Annotated in this window: 15 protein-coding genes and 1 pseudogene; 3 read left to right on the top strand and 13 right to left on the bottom strand. The window is 43.2% G+C overall.

All coding sequences use genetic code 11. The features are described from left to right. Window positions 1-58: 58 nt before the first annotated feature. Entirely contained in the window at window positions 59-1,768 is a 1,710-nt protein-coding gene (locus tag L1D31_RS05180) for a S8 family peptidase (protein WP_239835993.1), read from the bottom strand. A gap of 514 nt (window positions 1,769-2,282) precedes the next feature. Here L1D31_RS05180 and L1D31_RS05175 point away from each other — a divergent pair. After that, window positions 2,283-2,762, top strand: a complete 480-nt coding sequence (locus L1D31_RS05175) for a PaaI family thioesterase (protein ID WP_239835992.1) — start codon at window positions 2,283-2,285, stop codon at window positions 2,760-2,762. A 47-nt stretch (window positions 2,763-2,809) separates the two neighbouring features. Here L1D31_RS05175 and ompW read toward each other — a convergent pair whose 3' ends face one another. The 9 genes from ompW to amt all read right to left on the bottom strand — a co-directional run bounded on the left by ompW (window position 2,810) and on the right by amt (window position 13,068). Beyond that, a complete protein-coding gene (ompW, locus tag L1D31_RS05170) occupies window positions 2,810-3,454 on the bottom strand; it encodes an outer membrane protein OmpW (RefSeq protein WP_239835991.1) in 645 nt (214 codons plus the stop codon). 252 nt (window positions 3,455-3,706) lie between these two features. After that, window positions 3,707-4,957 carry a peptidoglycan DD-metalloendopeptidase family protein gene (locus L1D31_RS05165; RefSeq protein WP_239836388.1) on the bottom strand — a complete coding sequence of 417 codons (1,251 nt, stop codon included), beginning with the start codon at window positions 4,955-4,957 and terminating at the stop codon, window positions 3,707-3,709. A 219-nt stretch (window positions 4,958-5,176) separates the two neighbouring features. Beyond that, window positions 5,177-5,476, bottom strand: coding sequence for an isoamylase early set domain-containing protein (locus tag L1D31_RS05160; protein ID WP_239835990.1), 300 nt, complete (start codon window positions 5,474-5,476; stop codon window positions 5,177-5,179). A gap of 100 nt (window positions 5,477-5,576) precedes the next feature. After that, window positions 5,577-6,194 carry a hypothetical protein gene (locus tag L1D31_RS05155; RefSeq protein WP_239835989.1) on the bottom strand — a complete coding sequence of 206 codons (618 nt, stop codon included), beginning with the start codon at window positions 6,192-6,194 and terminating at the stop codon, window positions 5,577-5,579. Window positions 6,195-6,348: 154 nt separating this feature from the next. Further along, entirely contained in the window at window positions 6,349-7,602 is a 1,254-nt protein-coding gene (locus tag L1D31_RS05150) for an FAD-dependent oxidoreductase (protein ID WP_275658283.1), read from the bottom strand. Beyond that, window positions 7,602-8,984, bottom strand: a complete 1,383-nt coding sequence (locus L1D31_RS05145) for an FAD/NAD(P)-binding oxidoreductase (protein WP_239835988.1) — start codon at window positions 8,982-8,984, stop codon at window positions 7,602-7,604. Before L1D31_RS05145 ends, L1D31_RS05150 begins: the two co-directional genes overlap by 1 nt. Further along, window positions 8,981-9,301 (bottom strand): (2Fe-2S)-binding protein, encoded by a 321-nt coding sequence (locus L1D31_RS05140; RefSeq protein WP_239835987.1) that lies wholly within the window; start codon window positions 9,299-9,301, stop codon window positions 8,981-8,983. The genes L1D31_RS05145 and L1D31_RS05140 overlap by 4 nt, the downstream gene beginning before the upstream one ends. A gap of 275 nt (window positions 9,302-9,576) precedes the next feature. Then, entirely contained in the window at window positions 9,577-10,860 is a 1,284-nt protein-coding gene (locus tag L1D31_RS05135; RefSeq protein WP_239835986.1) for an HD domain-containing phosphohydrolase, read from the bottom strand. A 24-nt stretch (window positions 10,861-10,884) separates the two neighbouring features. Further along, window positions 10,885-13,068, bottom strand: a complete 2,184-nt coding sequence (amt, locus tag L1D31_RS05130; RefSeq protein WP_239835985.1) for an ammonium transporter — start codon at window positions 13,066-13,068, stop codon at window positions 10,885-10,887. Between the two features lie 676 nt (window positions 13,069-13,744). Between amt and L1D31_RS05125 the strand changes: the two are divergent. Then, a pseudogene (locus L1D31_RS05125) lies at window positions 13,745-14,873 on the top strand (hypothetical protein). Then, the gene (locus L1D31_RS05120) at window positions 14,874-15,242 is read left to right on the top strand and encodes a hypothetical protein (RefSeq protein WP_239835984.1); all 369 of its coding nucleotides are present in this window, start codon (window positions 14,874-14,876) and stop codon (window positions 15,240-15,242) included. 447 nt (window positions 15,243-15,689) lie between these two features. Here the strand turns inward: L1D31_RS05120 and L1D31_RS05115 are convergent, their stop codons facing one another. The 3 genes from L1D31_RS05115 to L1D31_RS05105 form a co-directional block, all read right to left on the bottom strand. Beyond that, complete coding sequence (locus L1D31_RS05115) at window positions 15,690-17,234, bottom strand: M28 family metallopeptidase (protein WP_239835983.1); 1,545 nt, start codon at window positions 17,232-17,234, stop codon at window positions 15,690-15,692. An 82-nt stretch (window positions 17,235-17,316) separates the two neighbouring features. Then, window positions 17,317-19,656: a M4 family metallopeptidase gene (locus tag L1D31_RS05110; protein ID WP_239835982.1), complete on the bottom strand. Its 2,340-nt coding sequence runs from the start codon at window positions 19,654-19,656 to the stop codon at window positions 17,317-17,319. A 720-nt stretch (window positions 19,657-20,376) separates the two neighbouring features. Beyond that, the gene (locus tag L1D31_RS05105) at window positions 20,377-21,252 is read right to left on the bottom strand and encodes a LysR family transcriptional regulator (protein ID WP_239835981.1); all 876 of its coding nucleotides are present in this window, start codon (window positions 21,250-21,252) and stop codon (window positions 20,377-20,379) included. Window positions 21,253-21,398 lie beyond the last annotated feature (146 nt).

The following is a 21,398-nucleotide window of genomic DNA, read 5'->3' as shown; positions in this document are numbered from 1 at the left end:
AACGCCCGATGAAACTCATCGGGCGTCCTACTTAACCAGTTAGATAAAGTTTTATCTATTAACGGCTTTCTAGCTCTTCGAAAATCGCTTCTGCATCAACGACACCACCAGAAATAGATAACGTGCTGAATGGCACAAGATCCTCAGGAGAAGACGGCTTCTTAACCAGCAACTCAGGATAAGTACGTGCTTTGCTCATCAGTAGTTCTTTAAGCTCGACTGCCGAAAGGTCTGGGTAATGAGACCATACCATTGCCGCTACACCAGAAACGACTGGTGCAGCCATACTTGTCCCACTGTACGCAGCATAATTGTTGTCTGGTGTTGAAGAAAGGACTCGGTAACCTGGCGCGAATACATCCACGGTTTCCTGACCAAAGTTACTGAAGCTTGCAACTAATGAATCATCAGCATATTTCGCTGAAGCACCGATATCCATCCAAGTTGAAATTGGCTTAGACCATGAATGCTTAGCAAAACGGTTCGGGAAACTTGGTTTAATATCGTTATCATTACGACTATTACCTGCTGAGTGTACAATTAGCACACCTTTACGCGCAGCATAACGGAAAGCATGGTCAACAATGAACTTACGTGGTGAGTAGCTCTTACCAAAACTCATGTTGATAATTTTAGCTCCATTATCAACAGCATAACGAACCGCGTTCGCGATGTCCTTATCCCTTTCATCACCATTTGGTACCATGCGTACCGCCATGATTTGCGCGTGATCGGCAAGACCATCAATACCAATACCATTACGACGTTCTGCGGCAATAATACCCGCTACGTGGGTACCGTGCGCACCGACTGGCCCTTTAACATCATTATTACCATAGCCCTTCTCCCACGGGTTATTGATGTCATCCATTACGATGTCACGACGCGTATCGAAATCAAGGTTGTAGTGGTAATCGAGGGATTCTTGGTAACGGCTTCTGCGTGACTCTAGGTAATCGAATGAGTACCAAGAATCAAAGACATTGAGTAAACCTTGTGCCGCTTCAACAACTTCAGGGTTAGAGTGCGTTAACAAAACTTGTAAGCCATCTACAGTGAAGTCTTTGTGGTCAGTCAATTGAGTAATTTGATCTTTGTACTGATTGGCTTGTTCAGTAGCGGAATTGACTAGATCCAGTGAACTCTGGTTATACTCCACCGATTCTAAGTAATCTGCTTCAACGGCCTCGTAGTATTCACGCTTTTTACGAGGGATCCAATGACCCCCTTCTTTAAGCTCTAAGTATTTTTTGTACTCACGAGTGACTTCTAGCGTGTCTTGATCAACATTCACACCCAGCGAGTTACCAAGGAAATTCCATCCATGAACATCATCGATGTAGCCGTTGCCATCATCATCGATACCATTACCCGGGATTTCGTCTTCATTGGTCCAAAGTTTGTTTTTTAAATCTTCATGGTCAATATCAACACCAGAATCAAGCACCGCAACAATCACAGGCTGCGGTTTTAGAGGGGGTAATAGAGACTCATAAACATAGTCAGCACCCACACCTTGAAGACTTGAGTAATTCGCTGAAGCATTGAACCAGTCTCCACGTTCGGCGGACGGGTTGCTCATCATGCGCATTGAAAATGGCGCGATAGGTTTAACTGGCTTGGGCGAGTAATCTTCAACAATATTGCCTTTTACATCTTTGATAAAAGGTGAGTTTGCTGGAACTGGTTCAACACTGACGCTGGCTGAAACCGATGCTGAAGCCATGATAGCGACAGCAAGTGCGGAAAGCTTATATCCGTTTTTCATTCTGTTACATCCTATTTAATTATGTGCTTACAAAGCGAACAAAAGATAAAATGCAACTCATATAAGATCATTCACAAAATCAATTAAATGAGTTTAAGATCTCACTAACAGAGATATTTACCGCCTAAAATTTGAGATAAATTCTATTAACAAAAAAATCACTTATATAACGAACGGCATTTATTAAGATGTTGTTTTCATTGATACAATTAAATAAATCGTCTCATTAACCATTTCAATTAAAATAACAGTTTACAAACATAAACCTCATAAAGGACGTTATATTTAATTTCTATAATTTTATTTTTAAAAAACTCAGTAAAAGATAAGTATGATGGAATATATCTCTCTTAATTTATTATCCTTTATAAGTGTTTGTTGCTACTGCACTAGCAACACTTGAGCAGACACTCACAGAATTGCCAAGCTAGCTTGAAGTCTAATCATCTCCTGCTTTACTAGACTGAGTACCAATCTGTGCAATGAATTCGACAAAGACATCTGAGGGTCCCGCATGGAACAGAACAAAGCCTTTCAGGAACAGATCCCCAATAACCATTGTTTTGGCTGTGGATCTGAAAATGCGCTCGGGCTGCAAATCAAAAGTTACTGGCATGGAAGCAATGAGTCTGTCTGTACCTTTACACCGTTACCTCATCACAGCGCAGGGCCACTACACTTTCTTAACGGTGGCATTATTTCTACCATTATTGACTGCCATTGTGTCTGTACCGCTATTGCCAAGGGCTATAAGATGCAAGACAGAGAAATTGGCTCAGGAGAAACCATTTGGTTTGCGACTGGTAGCCTAGATGTGAAATTTCTCAGACCAGTCTCAATTAATGAAGATGTTAAGCTCATCGCTTCCATCATCGAAGCAAAAGATAGCAAGATCGAACTTCAATGTGAGCTTTTTTCTGACGGCATACTTTGTTGTCAGAGCCATGTGGTCGCCGTAAAAGTACCGAGTGAATGGTTCCAAACAAGGGGTTAAACGAAAAAGCCAGCGTAACAATCGCTGGCTTTCTCCTGCTAGACGAATTAAAACTTGTAACCAGCACCAATCATAAATACCCATGGGTCAATAGAGACATCAACCGATTGAGTACCTAGCGTTGCATGATCGAATGTGGCGGTTGTATCGATATCCGCATACCAAACTGCGCCATTGATAAACCAGTCCTCGTTTATCATGTAATCTAAACCTACATTTGCTGCTAACCCCCAAGAATCATCTAACTTAAGATTACTTAAAGTTGCCGCTGTACCGTTACTGTTAAAACCTTCATCAAAGAAGGTGGTGTAGTTAATACCAACACCGACATACGGACGAAGCTCGCTGTTCGCTTCACCAAAATAGTATTGAACCATAAACGTAGGTGGTAAGTGCTTAGTTTCACCAATATCTTGATTAAGCAAATCCGTTGAAATGGTATGTTGGAAAGGTGTTGCAGCAAGCACCTCTAAACTAATGTTATCTGTAAACATATAGCCAAAAGTAAGACCGATTTGTGTGTCTGAGTCCACTTGAAGCTCTTTATCAGAACCTAAGATTTTATCACTGCTGTCGTTTGGAGAGACCATCGCCAATCCCGCGCGAACAATAAAGTCACCTTCTTGGTGAGCAAGAACATTACCGGAAGCAAGCGCAGCAACCACTGCTAGGCCACATACAGTTTTTTTCATTGTTGATTTCCTTACGTAGGGCTTATTTTAATTAATGATTGAGGGAATCTTATTTATTGTGAAGTGCAAACTAGCACACAATAACCCTACTATTTTGATGGAAATCAATTTGTGAAATTTATAGATAATCGATTTACATTTGTCTCGATATGATCACTTTTTTGGTGCAATTTGATGACGTTTATGTAATGCAAAGCTTATGTGTATCACAAATAAAAAAGCTCCCGAAGGAGCTTTTTGGACTCTAACCATTTAACTGGTTGTCTTAGAGTCATTCTGACTGGCCAGTTGAATCTCTTGCTGTCGAAGCATGGTGTCCAACTCGTCACGGCGGGCTTTAAAAGCCATTATTTCATTTTTCGGAACTGAGCTCGCCATTGGGATATTAGCTGTCATCGCATTGACTGGTCGACCTCGGTCAATGAGTTCATAGTGAATATGCGGCCCTGTAACTCGGCCGGTCGCACCCGATAGACCTATTCGCTGACCACGAGAAACTTTCTGGCCTTTACGCACTAAAATCTTACTCAAATGAAGATAGCGAGTTTTATAGCGGCTACCATGCTGGATGACAACGTAATTGCCGGCATAAGGATGTTTACGTGTCATGACAACGACACCATCGCCCGTTGAGACAATTGGCGTACCTGTTGGAGTAGCCCAGTCGGTCCCATTATGTGGCGCAATACGCCTCGTTACAGGGTGCTTACGCGTAGGGTTAAAATTAGAGCTTAGGCGATAATGACCACTCACAGGCTTACGCTGGAAAGCGCGCTGAAGGCTATTACCATTCTTATCGTAATATTGACCGTCAGAGTGAAGATAAGCCGTTACCTCTCTTCCACGGTTATATATTTTTACCGCCTGGAGCTCTTTGTTACCCGTCAATTGGTCGCCAACATATTGCTTGGAAAGCACCACCTCGAACACATCACCCGCACGCAGATCACGGGAAAAGTTAAGCTTGTCTTTTAATAAAGTAACAATTTGCTCGTTTTCAACACTACCTAAACCTAAACGATGTAAAGACTGAGAAAAACTACCTGCAATTTCTCCCACCAGCGCCTGTTCTTTCCAAGTACCCGGAATCTTTACATCGGTAAATGCATAGCTACCATCGTCAAGTAGGCTATACACTGCTCGTTCAACAATGCTGAACTCAAGTTCCATTTTTGCAAGCCGCTTAGTTTCGGCGTCTTGCCAGAATCGTAGGGTATTTCCCGGTTTTAACGTATCCAGAGCGAGATAGTTCAGATCTGTTTCCATTATCTTCATCAGCTCACTATATCCGAAGCCGAGCTGATCAAAAATCGTACTAAGATTATCGCCTTTGCGAATCACATATTCATAATTCGGCATTTCCTGAACCACATCCGTATCGTTAAGCAAATCATTAACGATGGTCGATTCAGGTAGCGAAAGATCAATAGTGCGCTGATATTGGCTGCTTTTGTTTGTTGCAGATAGCATCAATATGGCAACAATAGGAAGACTCAAAAGCATCACTTTTCTCGACTTGGAGAGCTCTCTAAAGCGAGATGTCAATCTTTGGGACTGCACAATTTGACCTTTTACATGGTTAAAACAAAGGCATAAGGGTACGAATTTCTACTCGGCTTGTCACCTAGGGAATGTCATGTTTGGATCAAAAAAAGGCGCAAACGCGCCTTATAGATGTGCATCATGAATGATAGTAATCACTCACTTTCATATGTATTTATATTACTTATAGGTTAGAACTAGCCCGTTATCGGAACCAAATCCGTTTGGTTGATACTGATCGGCATTCGGATCGTTAATCCATCTTTCGTTATCCACCAAGTAACGGAATTGGAACTGACTATCCTTTGGCAAACGTGTTTTGAACTTATACGATTTTGATTTAGCCACTTTTTTCATCTGCGTTGGCTGCCAATCTAAGAAGTCAGCTACAATAGCCACCGATTGTCCAACCTGCTCTTCCGACAGCTCGAACGTCACTTCAACTTCATCTTTAGTTTTAAAGAAGCGCTTATTAATCATGATTTACTCCATTAACGACAATAACAAATCCATCTCATAGCTTGTTAGGCCAAATAATAAGTAATCCGTACCACATGCACAATACCGTATTAAACACTGATTACTCGACACGCTCTAGGCTATCTTGCCCAGTCAGTTTGAAAAGTATAGCCGTTGAAATCGTTGCTTCTTGCGCCATTGATTGATCAGCATCACGTTGTTTAATAATGAGACGGAGGTTGTGCTGCTGCTTCTCAAGTGTCTCCACCACTATTCTGTCTCCCAAAAATTGCGCTTCTCTTGAAATCATGCGCTTTCGAAACTCGTCATAATGAAATGTGGCAAGATAGTAGAACACACCGGAGCCTTGATTTGAGACTGTCAATATCGAAGCCAATAAAGTTGGTGTCACCTGAACCATCTGCTTGGTATTCACGGTAATGATACCCCGCTCAGCACCATCTTCATATGTGCCACTGGCTAACCCCGTCTCTGGGTCAAGCTTTTTCATAAAGGAATATGCCTGACTATCAGGTACTTTCACTGTCCATGGGTTAGTAGTTGAAATACCAAAGACAGAATGCATAACAGCGTCGCTACTTGCAGCTTGATTAGGAAACTTAGCCATGATCTCTTCATCAGAAAGACTAAATCGATACAGGCCGGCAATAGTGACAACTATTAATAAGAGAATAGGAATCAGAAGGATAAGAGGAATGGGTAAAAAGCGCTTTTTCATCTTGTAGTATGTCTTATCAGATATTTGATACGGGTAAGCGCCATGTTAGCAGCAAGGCCAAAGAGATAAAATGGGACATCAATATTCACTAGGAAAACAGCAAAAATGAGCCAGCAATTGTGCTGGCTCATTTTTTGTTTAGAAACAAACTCGTTTATAAAGCATGATCGAGTTGGTATTTACCAATCATCTCCCCCTCGCTGTTTAAGAAACGTTGATAGGAGAAAGGTGAAATATCAACGCAAGTCGGCAAACTTCTCACAAGCTCATCGAGAATTCTCCCCGTTATCGCTGATGTCAACATACCAGTTCGGAAATGCCCGCAAGCATTGAGGTAACCCTCCACTCCCGGCACTGGTCCGATAATCGGTAGCTCATCTGGAGAACCCGGACGCAGCCCTGCCCAACAACGTTTGATGTTCATGTCTTTTAACGCAGGAATAGACTTCATGGCTCCTTGTCCTAACTGCTTGATGTATTTGATGTCATTGCTGGTATCAAAGCCTCGTTCTTCCGTTGTCGAGCCTATCAGGATCTCACCATTATCTTTCTGCGCGATATAGCAATCACTGGTCGTCAAGCAACCGTTGAGTAACTTCGGTAGTTTCTCAGTAATAATGACCTGACCTTTCACTGGGAACACCGGCAGCTTATAGCCTGTCGCCCATTGACTGATCGTCTCCGCCCAAGCACCTGCAGCGTTGACCATCATTTTACACGGTAAGACACCTTGTTCAGTTTTTACTGCTGTGACGCGGTTGCCCTGTCTCTCGATTCCAGTCACTTTGGTATTGAGATATAACTCAACCCCATTTTGGCGCGCAGCTTCCAGATAGGCTTCGTTAAGGCGATATGGGTTAATTTGGTGATCACAGTCGAACTCCATCGCGCCAATAGCCTCTTTGGAGACGTTAGGCTCCTCAGCATGCAACTCCTCTTGTGAAACCCATCGAACATGGTCATGACGATCAGGGACCGCTGCTGCGATTTGTTCAGCGTACATACGATCATATTTATCGAACATCACAAACTTTAGCCCTGTGCGTTCAAACTTGAAGTCAACACCATGCTTTTCAACCAACTCTTCATAGAGAGCCGGATACATTGCGTTAGACATCATCGCCATATCGAAGAAAGGTTCAGGCATGATATGAGGATTCATTTCCGGCGCTTCATTCGCCCCCGACTCCTGCATTTGTTTGGACAATGTCTTAAATAAGATAACGCCACAGCCTAACCCTGTTGACTCACCCATTGCCCATAATCCCCCTGCTGATGCTCGGGAAGCATTTCCAGGATATTTAAAATCAACAACGGCTATTTTTAGATCCTTCTGACGGCTCAGGAAATAAGCAATGGATGCGCCAATAACACCACCACCACAAATGACTACATCGTACGCTTTCATTATTCCTCCTCCAGCGCTGAAAATGGGATTGGATCAAGTGGAAACCTTGGGCGAACTAAGCCTTGCTCCTGACTGAATCCTTCTTTCTTTAATCTGTCGTAACAATAATGGGAGCAGGTCTTACCCTGACAGTCACCCATAGTCGCTCGAGTACGCATTTTTAAAGTGACAATGTCTCGACATCCTTGAGCAATCGCATCATCGATGGCCTTTTTCTTCACTTGCTCACATCGGCAAATCACCGTGTCTTCATCAGGCAAAGAGAGTAGCCCTAGTTCGCGGAAACCGGCATTATCAAACGCTTGACGGAAGCGATAGAGACGAGACAACTTACGGCGCATTGCTGCAATGTATTGCTCTGCATCTGCGCCCCCCAGTTTTCCCATCTCACAAGCAATGGCTGTCGCGGTGATTTTACCCTCTAACATAGCGGCATCTGCACCTGCAATTTTGGCACTATCTCCCGCACAGAAGATGTTTTTCTGACTGCTACGCTGCCATTCATCCACCACAGGGATTGCACCACTCATGTGGTCATATTCTATGTCCAGCCCAATTAATTGAGCCAATTGCGAGCGCGCAGCAAAACCGTATCCTACCCCCAAGGTATCAACGACGTGCGTGACCGCTTGAGAATGATCTGGGTACCAGTTGTCATCATACGGTGCGACCGTCACTTCATTCAGTTGGCGAACGCCTTCTGCTTTGACTAGCCCCCACCCATAATGCAGTGGAATGTTATGTTGCTTGAGGTACCACATCATAGACAGGCCATCCAGCGCTTGCTGAGGACGATTAAGCATCGCCAGCGTTTCTTTAGCTATTGATGAAAACTTAGCTGCTTCATAAATGGCCTCAACCTGACAACCTGCTTTATGTAACTGGCAAGCCACCAATACCAGCAGTGGGCCACTGCCCGTAATCACCACTTTATTACCAGGTCGGACTAAGCCACTCTTCAACTGTAACTGTATGGCCCCCAACAGCATAACACCCGGAAGCTGCCATCCAGGGAATGGAATGCTTCGCTCCTGACATCCTGTCGCCAACAACAAATGGTCATATTCAATATGAGATAGCTTGTGATCATGAGTAACCAATAAATTGTTTTCTCCTAAAGGCCCAAGCACTCTTGTCTGGGTTTTTAAGTCGATAAAAGATGCGTTACTCTGATAATCCTCCTGCAGTTTGTCCATCGCAGTGGTTAACTTTTCATCTAGGTGGGGCATGTCTGCTGTTTTGCGCCATGGACCACGATAGATTACTCCACCTGCTTTTGGGGCTTCATCAATAACGGTGGTATGAATCCCAAAGCGTGCCAATTCAGTCGCTGCCGACATGCCTGCCGGTCCACCACCGATGATCACCACTTTATTCGTCATAGCTCACCCCCTTGCTCCAGCACAAAATTACGGCTGGTCTCAACCTTCATATCAGGTTTGACGATAGTCTGACAGGCTCTTTGTTTGTGGCGACCATCGATATGCAGAAGGCAGCAATGACAAACTCCCATACCACAATATGGACCAGACTCTGCACCATAATCGTTGGTCATCAACTGACGAATGTTCGAAGCCAATAAAGCACTGAGCACGCTCTCTCCTTCAACCGCCGGAATCGGTTTTCCATCAACATTAATGGTGAAGGGCTTATCGAGCACCTTAGTAATATCTTGGTTTCTTTTTGTAATAGATTTCATATACCTCTCCAATGCAATAAAATGCATACGCATCATACCCATAATAAAGATAAGGAAAATGATCAAAAAAGACGCACTTTCAATTTAAAAAGAACCATCACAGTTATTAAGGGAAATACTTGTGCTACTAATCAGTATCTCATCAGACCACTGCTGTTATAGGAGCGTAAAAGAATGGGTTATTTAGAAAGGTGGACTTCAACATACGGGGGAAATTGATACACGCTAGGCATTTTTTAAACCTAAATGCACATGTCATTGTCATGAAATTAACTCTAGATGACATAAACAAAGTGTTGGACTTTAGATTCTTCAAGTTCAAACAATCTATCCAACATTTCCTGATTCAGTGTGCTTCCTCTTTTAATAAGAATATTGCCATTGGGCAGAGAAACATCTCGTTTAATTTCAATTCCTGGTTTTAGATCGCTAAGACTTACACAGCATTCCAGTGTTCTCGAATTATTTCTACGTTTGTCTTCCAACATATGAAAATAGGCCTTAAGAATGACAGGATCATAATGAATCTTTGATTTCTCTTTCATCACACTCTCAGCAACTGCTGGCAAACAAAGCTTTGTTCTATCACCATGATTCACTGTGAGATAATGATAATCCTTAACCACTCTTATGAGCCTTGCTAAAACAGGTATTTGCTCTCCTATTAATCCTTTGGCAAACCCTGAGCCATCAACATTTTCATCTTGATACTGTATACCTGAGAGAAGCGGCTCAAAGAAAGCATTAGAGGAAAACAGTTCCGCAGCTTTGGGGCCAAAACTACAAGGTCCGATATGATGTGCTTCGTATACCGGTGACGACTGCTGGTTCAATTGGCAAAACACCAATCCAATCGGGTGAAGTAAGGCCGCTCTATAGGCCTGATCACTAGAGACATCAGAAGATGACATGTAGCTGACCAACTCCTTGGCATGATTCGCTATGCGCAATAGATCTGGCTTTTGAAGATAGCCGCTATCTACAATAACGTTCACCAACAAGTTTAATGTGCTGTGCATTAACTCGTTATACTTATGGTTTATGCCTTTAGATTTCAGCTCTAGACCATTAATATACTGACTCTTTTCCTCAAGTTGCCTTTTTAAACTCTCATTATCTCGCTGAAGCTTTGTATTAACGACTTCTTGATGCTTCACATACTTCTCAATCCCCCCCATCATCTCAAACTGGGACTTGAGTCGAGATAATGTCTTCTTTACCGCTTCGTTTTCCCAAGGTTTAGACAGTACATAACTGATACTTCCTTCGTTAATTAAAGCCATGAAATCATTATTAACAACACGACTTGCCAAAGCGACTCGTACCGCACTAGGTTGAACGTGCTTAGCCTGAGAGAAGAATTTAGGTCCATTCATAGAAACCATATTCAAATCTGCAACAATGAGAGAAACTTCGTGATCATTAAGGTATACAAGAGCATCGACTGGATTATTGAATGCCACAACACAGAAATCTTTTCTCAATAAACGTGAAAGCGCACGAGTTATCTGTACTTCGTCATCCACAATAACCAGTTTTACTAAACTCTCCTTATCCATACGGGTTTCCCTTTCAATTGGTAGTTAGTTTGATATTGGCAAATGTACGGTGAACTTAGTCCCTTTACCGACTTTGCTCACAACATCAATTTTACCTCCATGGTTGTTCACGACACCATGACAAATAGATAACCCTAGCCCTGTATTGCTTGTCTTTGCTCGCGTACTAAAAAAAGGTTCAAATATCTGAGATATATTTTCTTCGGGAATACCAATACCACTGTCAACTATATGAATGACTAACTCTTTTTCTGAGTTACTTGTTATTACCTTAATTGCCCCCAGTTCATTGCCAATAGCCTGTAAAGAGTTCACAAGTAGATTCACGAAAAGCTGTTCAAGTTGATGAGAACTGCATGAAACCAGTGCATTTTCAGCGCCATAAGACTCAATAATCTGACAGTTAGACTCGATGCGTTCTGACATGCTCTCAATCGCAGATGATAAAATGACATGAACATCTTTCAAATCAAACGGCTCATCACTGTAATCTGAAAACGTCTTGATATTGGAAAGGACATTATCAATTTTTAAAGCCCCTTCGGATGTCGCTTTAATCAGCTCATCACTATCTTCAAAGACAAAGTCCAGATCTTCCTCCGCACAAATTCGGTCTATCCGATTCAACACTTCCTTGGCGACTACAGGATGCGCAGATGCCGCAGCAGCAAACGTTTTGTATTCCGTCACTAAAGTTTTAAAAAAACGATTGTAATCTTTAAGCGTATTAATATTACTCAAGACATAACTGATAGGCCCATTGATTTCCCTCAAAAGTCCAGAGCTGACCTGACCTAAATTCGACAACTTTTCATCTCTCTCTAACCTCGCTTCCATCTCTTTAATACGCTGATTTGACTCAACAAGAGAATGGTGTTTTTTCGTCACTTTGACTAATGCATCTTCGAAGCGCGTTAACACTCGATTGTACTGGCGTGCAATCATTCCAACCTCTGACGTTGGGTCGTAGCTAATTCGTTGGGTAAAATCACCACTCGCTTCTTGATGCTGCATGACCGTCACTAAGTCATAGAGCTCGCTACTGGCTTCGTGCGAAGAGATATTCAGTCCAACTACCTCTTCATCCTGCGGCACCCGCAAAGGAATCAACTTATTAATTAAGTAGAAAGCCAAATAACTGAGAGGAAAAACAAATGCACTGGTTACGCTAATGCCAAATATCTGAATCACGATTTGGCTAAGTCTGTCTTCAGCGACCAATAATCCTGAAAAAGCGTCTTGAGGAGCAAAAAAAGCGACCGCCAAAGTGCCCCAGATCCCATTCGCCAGATGAACCGGTATCGCACCTACCACATCATCGATCTTTTTGCGGATTAAAAAATGGTGGGTAAAGGTATAAATCACAGCCGCAACCATACCTATTACCACCGCACTAGGGGCATTGACTAAATGACAGTTGGCAGTGATAGCCACTAAGCCCGACAAAATACCGTTGCAGAAATGGGGGACGTGTACTCGCTTAACCAAATACAATGAAACTAACGCTGATGTCAGCCCCCCCATCGCCCCGGCAAGGATAGTATTGAGGATGATATTAAAAGTATTGGCACTAAACGCGAGTGAGCTGCCAGCATTAAACCCTAACCACCCAATCCATAAGAACACGACCCCTGTGACGGTCTGTACTAAGCTACTGTGGTGGAAGGTTTTACCGTCCTTAAAACGATCTAATCTAGGGCCTATCACAATCACGGCAGCAAGTGCTGCCCAGCCACCAACTGCGTGAACAGCGGTTGAACCCGCGAAATCTACAAAACCGTATTGTGCTAACCATCCGTCGTCTGCCCAAATCCAGTGACCGACAGTCGGATAAATAAAAGTTGCAATTAAGACAGAAATCGCAATATAGCCCTTCAAGCTACCTCGCTCTGCAATCGCTCCAGAAATAATGGTGACTGATGTGGCACAAAAGACCATCTGATAGAAAAAAAATGCTCCCTCATCGACAGTGTTAAATGCTGGGAGCATGAACTGACTGGTCCCAAGTAATCCTTGCCAAGAATCACCAAACATAATGCCGTAGCCAAGCAGCCAATACAGCCCCAAAACCACCGCTAGGTCGATTAAGTTTTTTGCAGCAACATTGACTGTATTTTTTCTGCGCACCGTTCCCGCTTCTAACAGCAAAAAGCCAACCTGCATCAATAAGACAAGTAACGTACACAAAAATACGAACAATGAATTCATAATACTTATATGTCTCCAGCCATTAGATTAGAAAGCCGAATCTACACCCATGTGATTGCATATAAATATTAATATAGTCGTAAATTCAACAGATTGGCTCAGAATAACGATTTAGAGTGACTAGAGACAGAGAAGGATTAAGTCGTGGTATAAAAGCGTGTTATCTATATCAAATATCTTCTGAGCACATGGGAAGCTTACGTGAGCATTGGGCGAGTATGATTGCCCTGAAAGCAGTCGTATCATTGCTCCTACCAAGGTGCTCGTAACAGAAATCAATAAGCTCATCCAGTAAGCGTTCAACCCAAACCATGGCGGCTTTGAGTGTGAAATTCATATCCTCGGTAGTATCGATGATATAAGGCAGATTACCGACTCACCTAACCATTTTCATAGGCGAAATAACTACTTGAAAGAACTTTTGTAGTAGGTATTAACTCATTGGTGCCCCGAAATGAGCTAGAACTTATATGCTACAAATTCGGAGGCATTCGTTTTACCCTACAAAAAGTACCAGATAGAATGCAAATCAAAACGTTTTTAACCTTCACTATGATTGTTTGGGTTGCCAAAGTAACCGTTTGAAGGGTGAAATTAACACTTCCTCTTGCTGGTAATTATAACTCATTGAAAATATTGTTATCATCCTCCCTATTTTTCAGTCAAGTTGACTCCCATGAGATATGAATCTGCCCCTGTAGCGCCAGAAGTAAGACAAAAAACCACAAGAGAACGTGCAGTAAGCCAACGTCTAGAACGTAAGGCTGAATTAACGTACTCAGAAAGTTACGGCTGATACCAAAGAAGAACAAAAGCTGTATATCAAGCAGTGCAATACTCATTTGAATGAGCCAGTGCGTCAGGGAGAGATTGTTTTATTACCCACGACAGAGCCGAAAACACCAGATGACCAACGCTTATTTAATGAATGGCTAGAACAAGCCAAAATTGCCAGTGCTGAGTTAGGCAAGCTAGCGGATGAAGAAGTCGCCACACTCAATCGTCACTTTGATTTATTCTCTCATCAGCTCGATGAACGAATCCGTAATGATGGGTTGCCTACAGATTACTATGCGCAGGTGGCCACAGGGGTGGGAGCGACATCAGCGTTGGTCGAGCAGAACCTGAAGAATATTCAGAATGTGTTGTTAGAAATCAATACTCTGCATGTTCAGCACCTCGAAACCAAACGAAAAGTAGGCTATGTCAATAATAATCGATTTTTTGAACAGCGTGCCGCCTTATTTAAAAAGCTGGATGGCTCCTTTGCGAGGTTGTCTAAACGAAGTGTTCAGCTTCCCATTCACACGCAAGTGAAGCGCAATCTCAATCTCTCCTCTAGGTCAATGATTCATAATGCCGATGAAATTCTCAAGGCAGGGTTTGTCAAAGATTTAGGGAAAAGGATTGCCAATATTGCGATTGGGATTTCAGCATCTAGAGGATTGGGTTACATCGGTCTCACTGTTGGAGCGGTAAGCGGCGTCGATAACATTTATGAAGCCTGTAAGGTCGATGGTTCAGGGAATTGTGGTAAAACGACGACTAGAGAGTTCGCTGGATTTATTGGTGGCGTTGTCGGTGGTGCGAAAGGTGGATCCGTTGGTGCTGGTGCAGCAGTGGCAACGATTTCTGGTATTGCCTTAATTATTGGGGTGACAGCCTCGGTCCCTGTTCTGGCTATTGCTGCAATTGGCGGTGCGGTTGCAGGTGGTGTTGTCGGTGGTGTTGCTGGTTCTACCGCTGGTAAATGGGGAGCTGATGTTATTTATGAAAAGGTTGAAGACGTTTTGGGTAATAGATAAATGTTGGATTGGTTAATGGTTGTTTTCGGTGTTATTGCTATTGTCTGGTGTTTTCCATCAGTGATTGTATTGCCTGTGATCTCGTTAGGTAGTTTTAAACACATTATTTTCATAGATAAGCAGTTAGCTAAAGATTTAAATAAGTATTACGACGATAAAGGTTATATGCGACCAAAGTATCAAGCATCATGGGATGTCGGAAGTCGGTTTACTAATTATTGTATTGCTTATCCTTTTATTCGCCATCGTGAAACAACGAATTCTAAAAAGTTTAAGGCCTTTATGTGGTGGAATGCTTTGGGGTTTTGGAGTTGGATAATGGTTTTCTTTCTGGCTTTCCTCGAGAAAGGTCTAGGTATTGGGCTCTGACTGAACATAACTACATTATCCGCACCTCAACCAAGCCTATTCGATAGTGCGATTTAATTCGTCGCACTAACTCGTCACAACTAGCTTTGCCATACCCATAGTGATTAGTTTTTGTAATTTACTGAAGGGGGCTGGCGCGTTTTTGTCCAAAAACATGTCACAAGCTGTGGTCAAGAAAATCATAAATACCTTGCGAGTAGTGAGCTATACGAGCATCAGGAGTGGCTTTATGGTTTTATCATTATTTCCTTAAATACCCTTTTAACTGGATGATAGTTTAACGCAGTGAGGCCATAGTCTTGCTAAGCCCCAGAGATCAAAAAAACGTACACACCATGATACCTGGTATGTACGTTTTGAAGAGCCACAATAAGCATTGTGAGTAAAGGCTATCAATCACACGCGAATGATATATTCTTTACTCCCAATGGATAGACTTTTAGATAGTTACTTGTCTTGATCTTGTGCATTTTCAGGGCTAAAGCTGGCCACAATATCTACTTCATCAAAGTTGCGGTAACCACGAATCATAATGTTGAACTCACCAGCTGGTTTGTTAAACACACACTGTTCGTTGCTGCCATTCTGGAACGGACGACAGTCATACTCTGTTTTCGAAACCAGACCTTCATAGGTCACGTATAGATCCGCATCGCCACTGCGTGGGCCTGTAATGGAAATCGTGACTTCGCCCGGCTCAGTAGTGCGGAAAACAAAGAACTGTTCGTCGAAGTAACCAGATGTTAGGTTCTCCACTGGTGTACCGTTTTCCAGCTCCTTCACTGGTGACTCAACGTCATCCAAACTGGTTTCCACCAAGTATGCGATGGCTAACTTAGCAAACTTAGTCGCATGGCTTGCAGTTGGATCGGAGTTCTCCAGCGTGTCGTGCTCAGTGTGAATATGCGGGTTGTAATCATTGAACATGGTTTCAAACGGCATCGCTGACGGGTAACCCGCGTTATGCCAAGAAGCGTGATCCGAACAAGCGTAACCACAGCGGTCAAAATCATAAGTAATTTCACTCGCATAGGTATCAATCAACTCGCTGAGAAATTCGGTTAAATTCGCATCTGTGTAATCGTTGATGAAAGTAATATCATGAGCCGAACCGTTGTAGTTGGTCATATCCAGTTGCAAGGCAGAGACCACATCCGCCTGCTCACCTTTCAGCGTTTGAGCGATGTCCTGAGAACCTCGCAAGCCCACTTCTTCTGCAGCATAGCCGTAGAACTTGATGGTGCGATCTGGCTGGATACCACTAGCAATCATAAGACGCAACGCTTCTGTCACGGTTGCAATACCCGAAGCGTCATCATCAGCTCCCGGTGATATTGTACCTTCGGTTGTCCATGACCCAACTGTTGAATCTAGGTGACCACCCACCACAACGATCTCGTCTGGATGCTTGGCACCGACTAAAGTTACTTCAACCGATTTTTGTGGGTAATCACTGTGTGAGATTTGCTGAGCTGAAGCATAAGGTACATCCTTAATCTCTTCTTGCCAGCGCTCTAGCAACCAGTCCGAAGCAGCGATACCCGTAGAAGTGGTATAAAAGCGGTTAGTAAAGCTGGTTAAGTTTTCAATGGTAGTCACCATGTTGTTTGGCTCGACCTGCGCAATCAACGACTCGACCGTATCGTGGTGGCTGATCACCGGCTTCTCAAACGTACTCATCGACAGTGGCATACCCGCCGCTTTCATTGCGCTTGCCTTGTCTGCATGCACCATATAACCACCACAACGGTGCTTTGCTTCATGCATATGGCTGGAAAGTGCCGCTAACTGTTTTTGATCAATTTGAGCGACTACGGCATTTGAATTAGCAGCAAATCCGCTGTACACGGCTGCACCATGCTGCGTGATCAAATGCTGAGCATCTGCATCCGTGGTAATCCATACTTCACCATCTTTCAGTACGTTAGCATCTGATGCTGCAAAGGCTGAAGCGCTCCCAAATAGAGCTAAAGCTAATAATGTCTTTTTCATAGCAGAACTGAGTTCCTTGTAAATTCTGTAGACGTGATACAAAGCAGGGCTCCATTCGGAGCCCTGTCGTTTTTAGAATGGATTAGTTGGCTTTGATGAAGCGGTAGCGCTTCGTCTCAGAACAAACGTCACCTGAGGTACATACTTGGTACTCAACATCAATCGTGCCGTTGTGACGGAACTTATCGACGTAAGAAGTAAATTCAGTTGCACCCACCACTTTGCCGTTACGCTTCACAACAAAGTAGTCGTCTGTTAGGTATTCCCAAGCCAGCTTAACGCGAGCCTTGCCATTAGGCTGCTTGTTACCAAATTGCAGTTTGAGTGGGAACGCGTCTGTTGCCGTATCTTCAATTGTGATGGTCTTGTTGGACGTCGTTGCAGCACCTGCATTATCCGTTACCGTCAGAGTCACAACGTAATCACCAGCTGCCGCATAAGTGTGACTAACTACTGCACCTGACTGAGAGTTACCGTCACCAAGATTCCACTGGTAAGAAACAATGTCACCATCGCTATCACTACTTGTGCTGGTTAGGTCAACTTTCTTGCCTGTGACAACATGGTCGAATGAAGCGACTGGTGGAACGTTAGTGCTACCAGAGTCAAACAATGCTTTCAGGTTTGCATCGGCATATTCTGAGTAACCGAATACGTTGACGGTATAGCGCCCTGCCACTGGATTTTCAATGACACAGATTTCATCAGTCACCGACTCACTCTTACAGATGTTTTCCTGCGAGTTTGGCGCATAATCAAGACCAACATAGATGTCTGGATCACCCGTTGAAACACCAAGTTCTACTGTTAGCTTATCTTTACCTTCAGGCACTTCGATGTCGAAGTAAGTTTTCGAACCTGTACCACCAGCAACAGTAACGGCTTGGCCATTTTCTAGACGCTGATACTCTGGTTCTGGCGGTAACGGTGGCTCTGCACATGGCTCAACACCCACAACACCAAACGCTGCTACAACATCTTCTGAATTGTAACCTAGGTCATCTGCTGCGTTTTTCACGCCACAAGCACCTTGCCAGAAATCACTGTCTTCTGCCCAGTAGATCTGGTTAGCCAGAACAAATAGTTCGAACGCTTTCTTAGTATCCCAACCTTGAGTAGTAGCGATGTGATAGAAAGCTTTATTGAATACACCAGAACTGTAGTGAACATTCAGCCCATCGTAGTAATCAGAAGCGTGGTTGATAGAAGATCCATCACGTGAAGGATCGTCCATGTAGCGCAGTGCACCGTCTTCTTTGAAGATGTCACGACCGACCATCCAGTCGTTCGTCCCTTTCATGTAGTATTCAGCAGCTTCACCAGCGATATCAGAGAAGGCTTCATTCATACCACCAGACTGATTCGCGTAGATAAGACCCGAGTTTTGCTCAGTGAAACCATGGCTGACTTCGTGCGCAGATACATCCAGACTCACCAATGGATAGAAGTAACTTTCACCGTCACCGAAGGTCATCGCCTGACCATCCCAGAAGGCGTTTTCGTAGCCGTTGCCGTAATGAACACGCATCATCAGTTTGAATGTCAGCGGCGCTGTATCAAACCAATCTTTGTACATGTCGAATACAACGTTACCGAAGTAATGCGCATCGTTCAGTGGTGAAAAAGCACCGTTGATTTCTTTGTGCTCGTTGCGCGGACATTCGTAGGAATAAGGCGTTGTACCTGATGTTGCACCGTTTAGATCCACAGTGACAACGTTATCGGACTCCATCACACACTCTGTGCCGTTTTCCGTCACATCAAGATAGTGGTAATCGGTACCGTATTCGTACTGACCTGTTTTCTCGTTACCACCAGGGCCGGTACCGATTTGGGCATGGGCAATACCTTCCCAACGGTCGATGATTTCACCACTGTGCGCATCCAACATAGTAAACGGACGCGATGGGTGTGCTTGACCTTCAATCAGGTAAGAGATTACGTAAATCAGACGAGTTTTATCGCCGTCTTGATACACGTAAAGATCGTCTTTGGCGTTCGCTAAAGATGGGCTCGCAGCGACACCTGCTTTAAGATCTTTGCTTGCCAACTCAAGTGCTTGTGCGCGGTTTAAAGAAGGCTTTACGAACTTGCGATCAACGCCTGCCATCTTCACGTATTTGCCCTGAACGGCTTTTAGGGCACCACCTTGGGCACTTTGCGTTGCGTTTAGGTAGTGGCCCCAAACAGGCACTCCCCAGATGTTTTGCTGGACTTTAACTTTGTAGATGCCACGCTTCTTCAGATTCACTTCTTTTACCATTTTGAAGCTGGAAGCATTGTCGACACCAAGCTGAGAATTCAGCCCAGAAAATGATGTAAAGTTGATTGGTTTGCTTAAATAAACTGACTCACCGGCATGTGCAGATAGTGACATCGCACTGGCTACGGCTACTGCCAAAAAATGCTTGGCTATTTTCATTATGATTCTCCTTATCGTGGCATTTTATAAATGCCGAGGAGAAACATATCATTAACAATTAAAATTAATACTCACCATTCTTAATAATTATTTAATAAACCAAACAAGCGCACAATATAATTAGCATTTATTTTATAAATCATAAAATAAATCAATTAAATTCAACCTAAAATTAAATATTGTTAAATATATAAATTAAAACCTCACAGTAAAAATAGCGGTTATTTGTATAATACAAACAACCATTACTGATAGAGTTGTCTAATTTCAATTAAATCAATAAAATTAGCAAATTATTGAATACATCAAGAAATTAAAATGACAAACAGACATTAATTTAAATAGCAAACTTCTTAAAAATAAGTGAGTAAAATAATTTTTATAAGCACGTAAATAGCAAACTGCATTCAAAATATAAACCACACAACAATGATGATTATTGAATAAATCGAATTCGGCTGAATAATAATATTAGTGCGACCAAGAGCTGAAGTATAAAGCATGAAACGAACACCGCTTGCTCACCAAAGCTAGCAACCATATACCCTGACGCTGCTAAGCCAAACGATATGTATAGAGCAAGCTCTCAATATTTCTGATACTGTCACTGCACCCGCCCTGCTCGCTAACGGCTGGATAGACTTCAATCAGGTAGTGATGAAATAGGCGACTCGCTGAAGGTTATGAACCATTTGATAGCGATACAAAACATTAGAAACTTTAGTTGTGTGCCAACCAGTCAGATAACGCTTTGACCGAGTCATTCGGCTCTTGATTTGCCGAAAGCAGAAAGTAACTATTGCCAGAGCGGATACGTTTATCAAACGGGCAGAGCAAGCGGTTTGACTTAATATCCTGCTCCGCCAAGGTCACATCCCCCACGGTCATCCCAAACCCCTGCTGTGCCGCATTCATTGCTTGATCTAAAGTTGCAAATGTCTGATTGCCCGTTCCTTTCAATGCCGATTCATTGCTGCTGTTGCACCACAAAGCCCAGTCCGATTGCTCTTGATTTGCATGTAACCACATAAAACGATTAACCAAGGTATCTTGTACTGGTTCATCCGCCTCAACACACTGCGACCACAATTGAGGCGAGCAAACGGGCGCTAAAATTTCATCAAACAACAAGGTTTGCGAAACCTGCTTGCTTCGAGCTGGTTTACCATAAACGATCACCATATCGAAGCTATCAAAATCAGGGTGCAATTGATGTTTAGTGGTTGAAGTCAACTCGACATTCACATCTGGGTTAGCTTGCTGAAAGTTTGCCAAGCGAGCCAGTAACCAGGTGGTAATACAACTCGGGGCAAGTAATTTGACCCGGTTGGCACTTTCGGACACTTCCCTAACTGAGCGTTGTAAGCGCTTAATGATGTCTTGCGCCAGCGGAAGGAATAGACTCCCTTCATGCGTCAAAGCAAGTCCCCTAGCGCGTCGATAAAACAGGCTAACTCCCATAAGAGATTCCAGTGATTGGATCTGTCGGCTGACCGCACCCTGTGTCATGTTGAGCGACTCGGCGGCATGGGTGAGATTGAGGTACTCAGCGGTAGCCAAAAATGCCTGCAAATTTTTCGTCGAAGGTAATCTCATTTTTCACCACCCCATAAGCCATGCATTTATTGCATAGCTAGTATGCCTTTATTTCGATTCTCCTCAAACAAAACTTTGACTATCTTTTTATAAAATAAGAAATTCTAGTTATAGATCTTACTTTAACTAGATTAGTTATGCAGTAA

The sequence above is a fragment of the Vibrio sp. Isolate23 genome, from assembly GCF_022398095.1.
Lineage (GTDB): Bacteria > Pseudomonadota > Gammaproteobacteria > Enterobacterales > Vibrionaceae > Vibrio > Vibrio coralliilyticus_A.
Note: the sequence above shows the minus strand (reverse complement) of the source record. Positions and strands in the feature narration are given on the sequence as shown.

Bases quoted from the DNA above. Each gene is read 5' to 3' on its own strand.
- L1D31_RS05145 (WP_239835988.1), bottom strand. From the start codon at position 8,984: ATGACGAATAAAGTGGTGATCATCGGTGGTGGACCGGCAGGCATGTCG.
- L1D31_RS05160 (WP_239835990.1), bottom strand. From the start codon at position 5,476: ATGATTAATAAGCGCTTCTTTAAAACTAAAGATGAAGTTGAAGTGACG.
- L1D31_RS05120 (WP_239835984.1), top strand. From the start codon at position 14,874: ATGTTGGATTGGTTAATGGTTGTTTTCGGTGTTATTGCTATTGTCTGG.
- L1D31_RS05140 (WP_239835987.1), bottom strand. From the start codon at position 9,301: ATGAAATCTATTACAAAAAGAAACCAAGATATTACTAAGGTGCTCGAT.
- amt (WP_239835985.1), bottom strand. From the start codon at position 13,068: ATGAATTCATTGTTCGTATTTTTGTGTACGTTACTTGTCTTATTGATG.
- L1D31_RS05155 (WP_239835989.1), bottom strand. From the start codon at position 6,194: ATGAAAAAGCGCTTTTTACCCATTCCTCTTATCCTTCTGATTCCTATT.
- L1D31_RS05165 (WP_239836388.1), bottom strand. From the start codon at position 4,957: ATGCTTTTGAGTCTTCCTATTGTTGCCATATTGATGCTATCTGCAACA.
- L1D31_RS05115 (WP_239835983.1), bottom strand. From the start codon at position 17,234: ATGAAAAAGACATTATTAGCTTTAGCTCTATTTGGGAGCGCTTCAGCC.
- L1D31_RS05135 (WP_239835986.1), bottom strand. From the start codon at position 10,860: ATGGATAAGGAGAGTTTAGTAAAACTGGTTATTGTGGATGACGAAGTA.
- L1D31_RS05180 (WP_239835993.1), bottom strand. From the start codon at position 1,768: ATGAAAAACGGATATAAGCTTTCCGCACTTGCTGTCGCTATCATGGCT.
- L1D31_RS05110 (WP_239835982.1), bottom strand. From the start codon at position 19,656: ATGAAAATAGCCAAGCATTTTTTGGCAGTAGCCGTAGCCAGTGCGATG.
- ompW (WP_239835991.1), bottom strand. From the start codon at position 3,454: ATGAAAAAAACTGTATGTGGCCTAGCAGTGGTTGCTGCGCTTGCTTCC.
- L1D31_RS05105 (WP_239835981.1), bottom strand. From the start codon at position 21,252: ATGAGATTACCTTCGACGAAAAATTTGCAGGCATTTTTGGCTACCGCT.
- L1D31_RS05175 (WP_239835992.1), top strand. From the start codon at position 2,283: ATGGAACAGAACAAAGCCTTTCAGGAACAGATCCCCAATAACCATTGT.
- L1D31_RS05150 (WP_275658283.1), bottom strand. From the start codon at position 7,602: ATGAAAGCGTACGATGTAGTCATTTGTGGTGGTGGTGTTATTGGCGCA.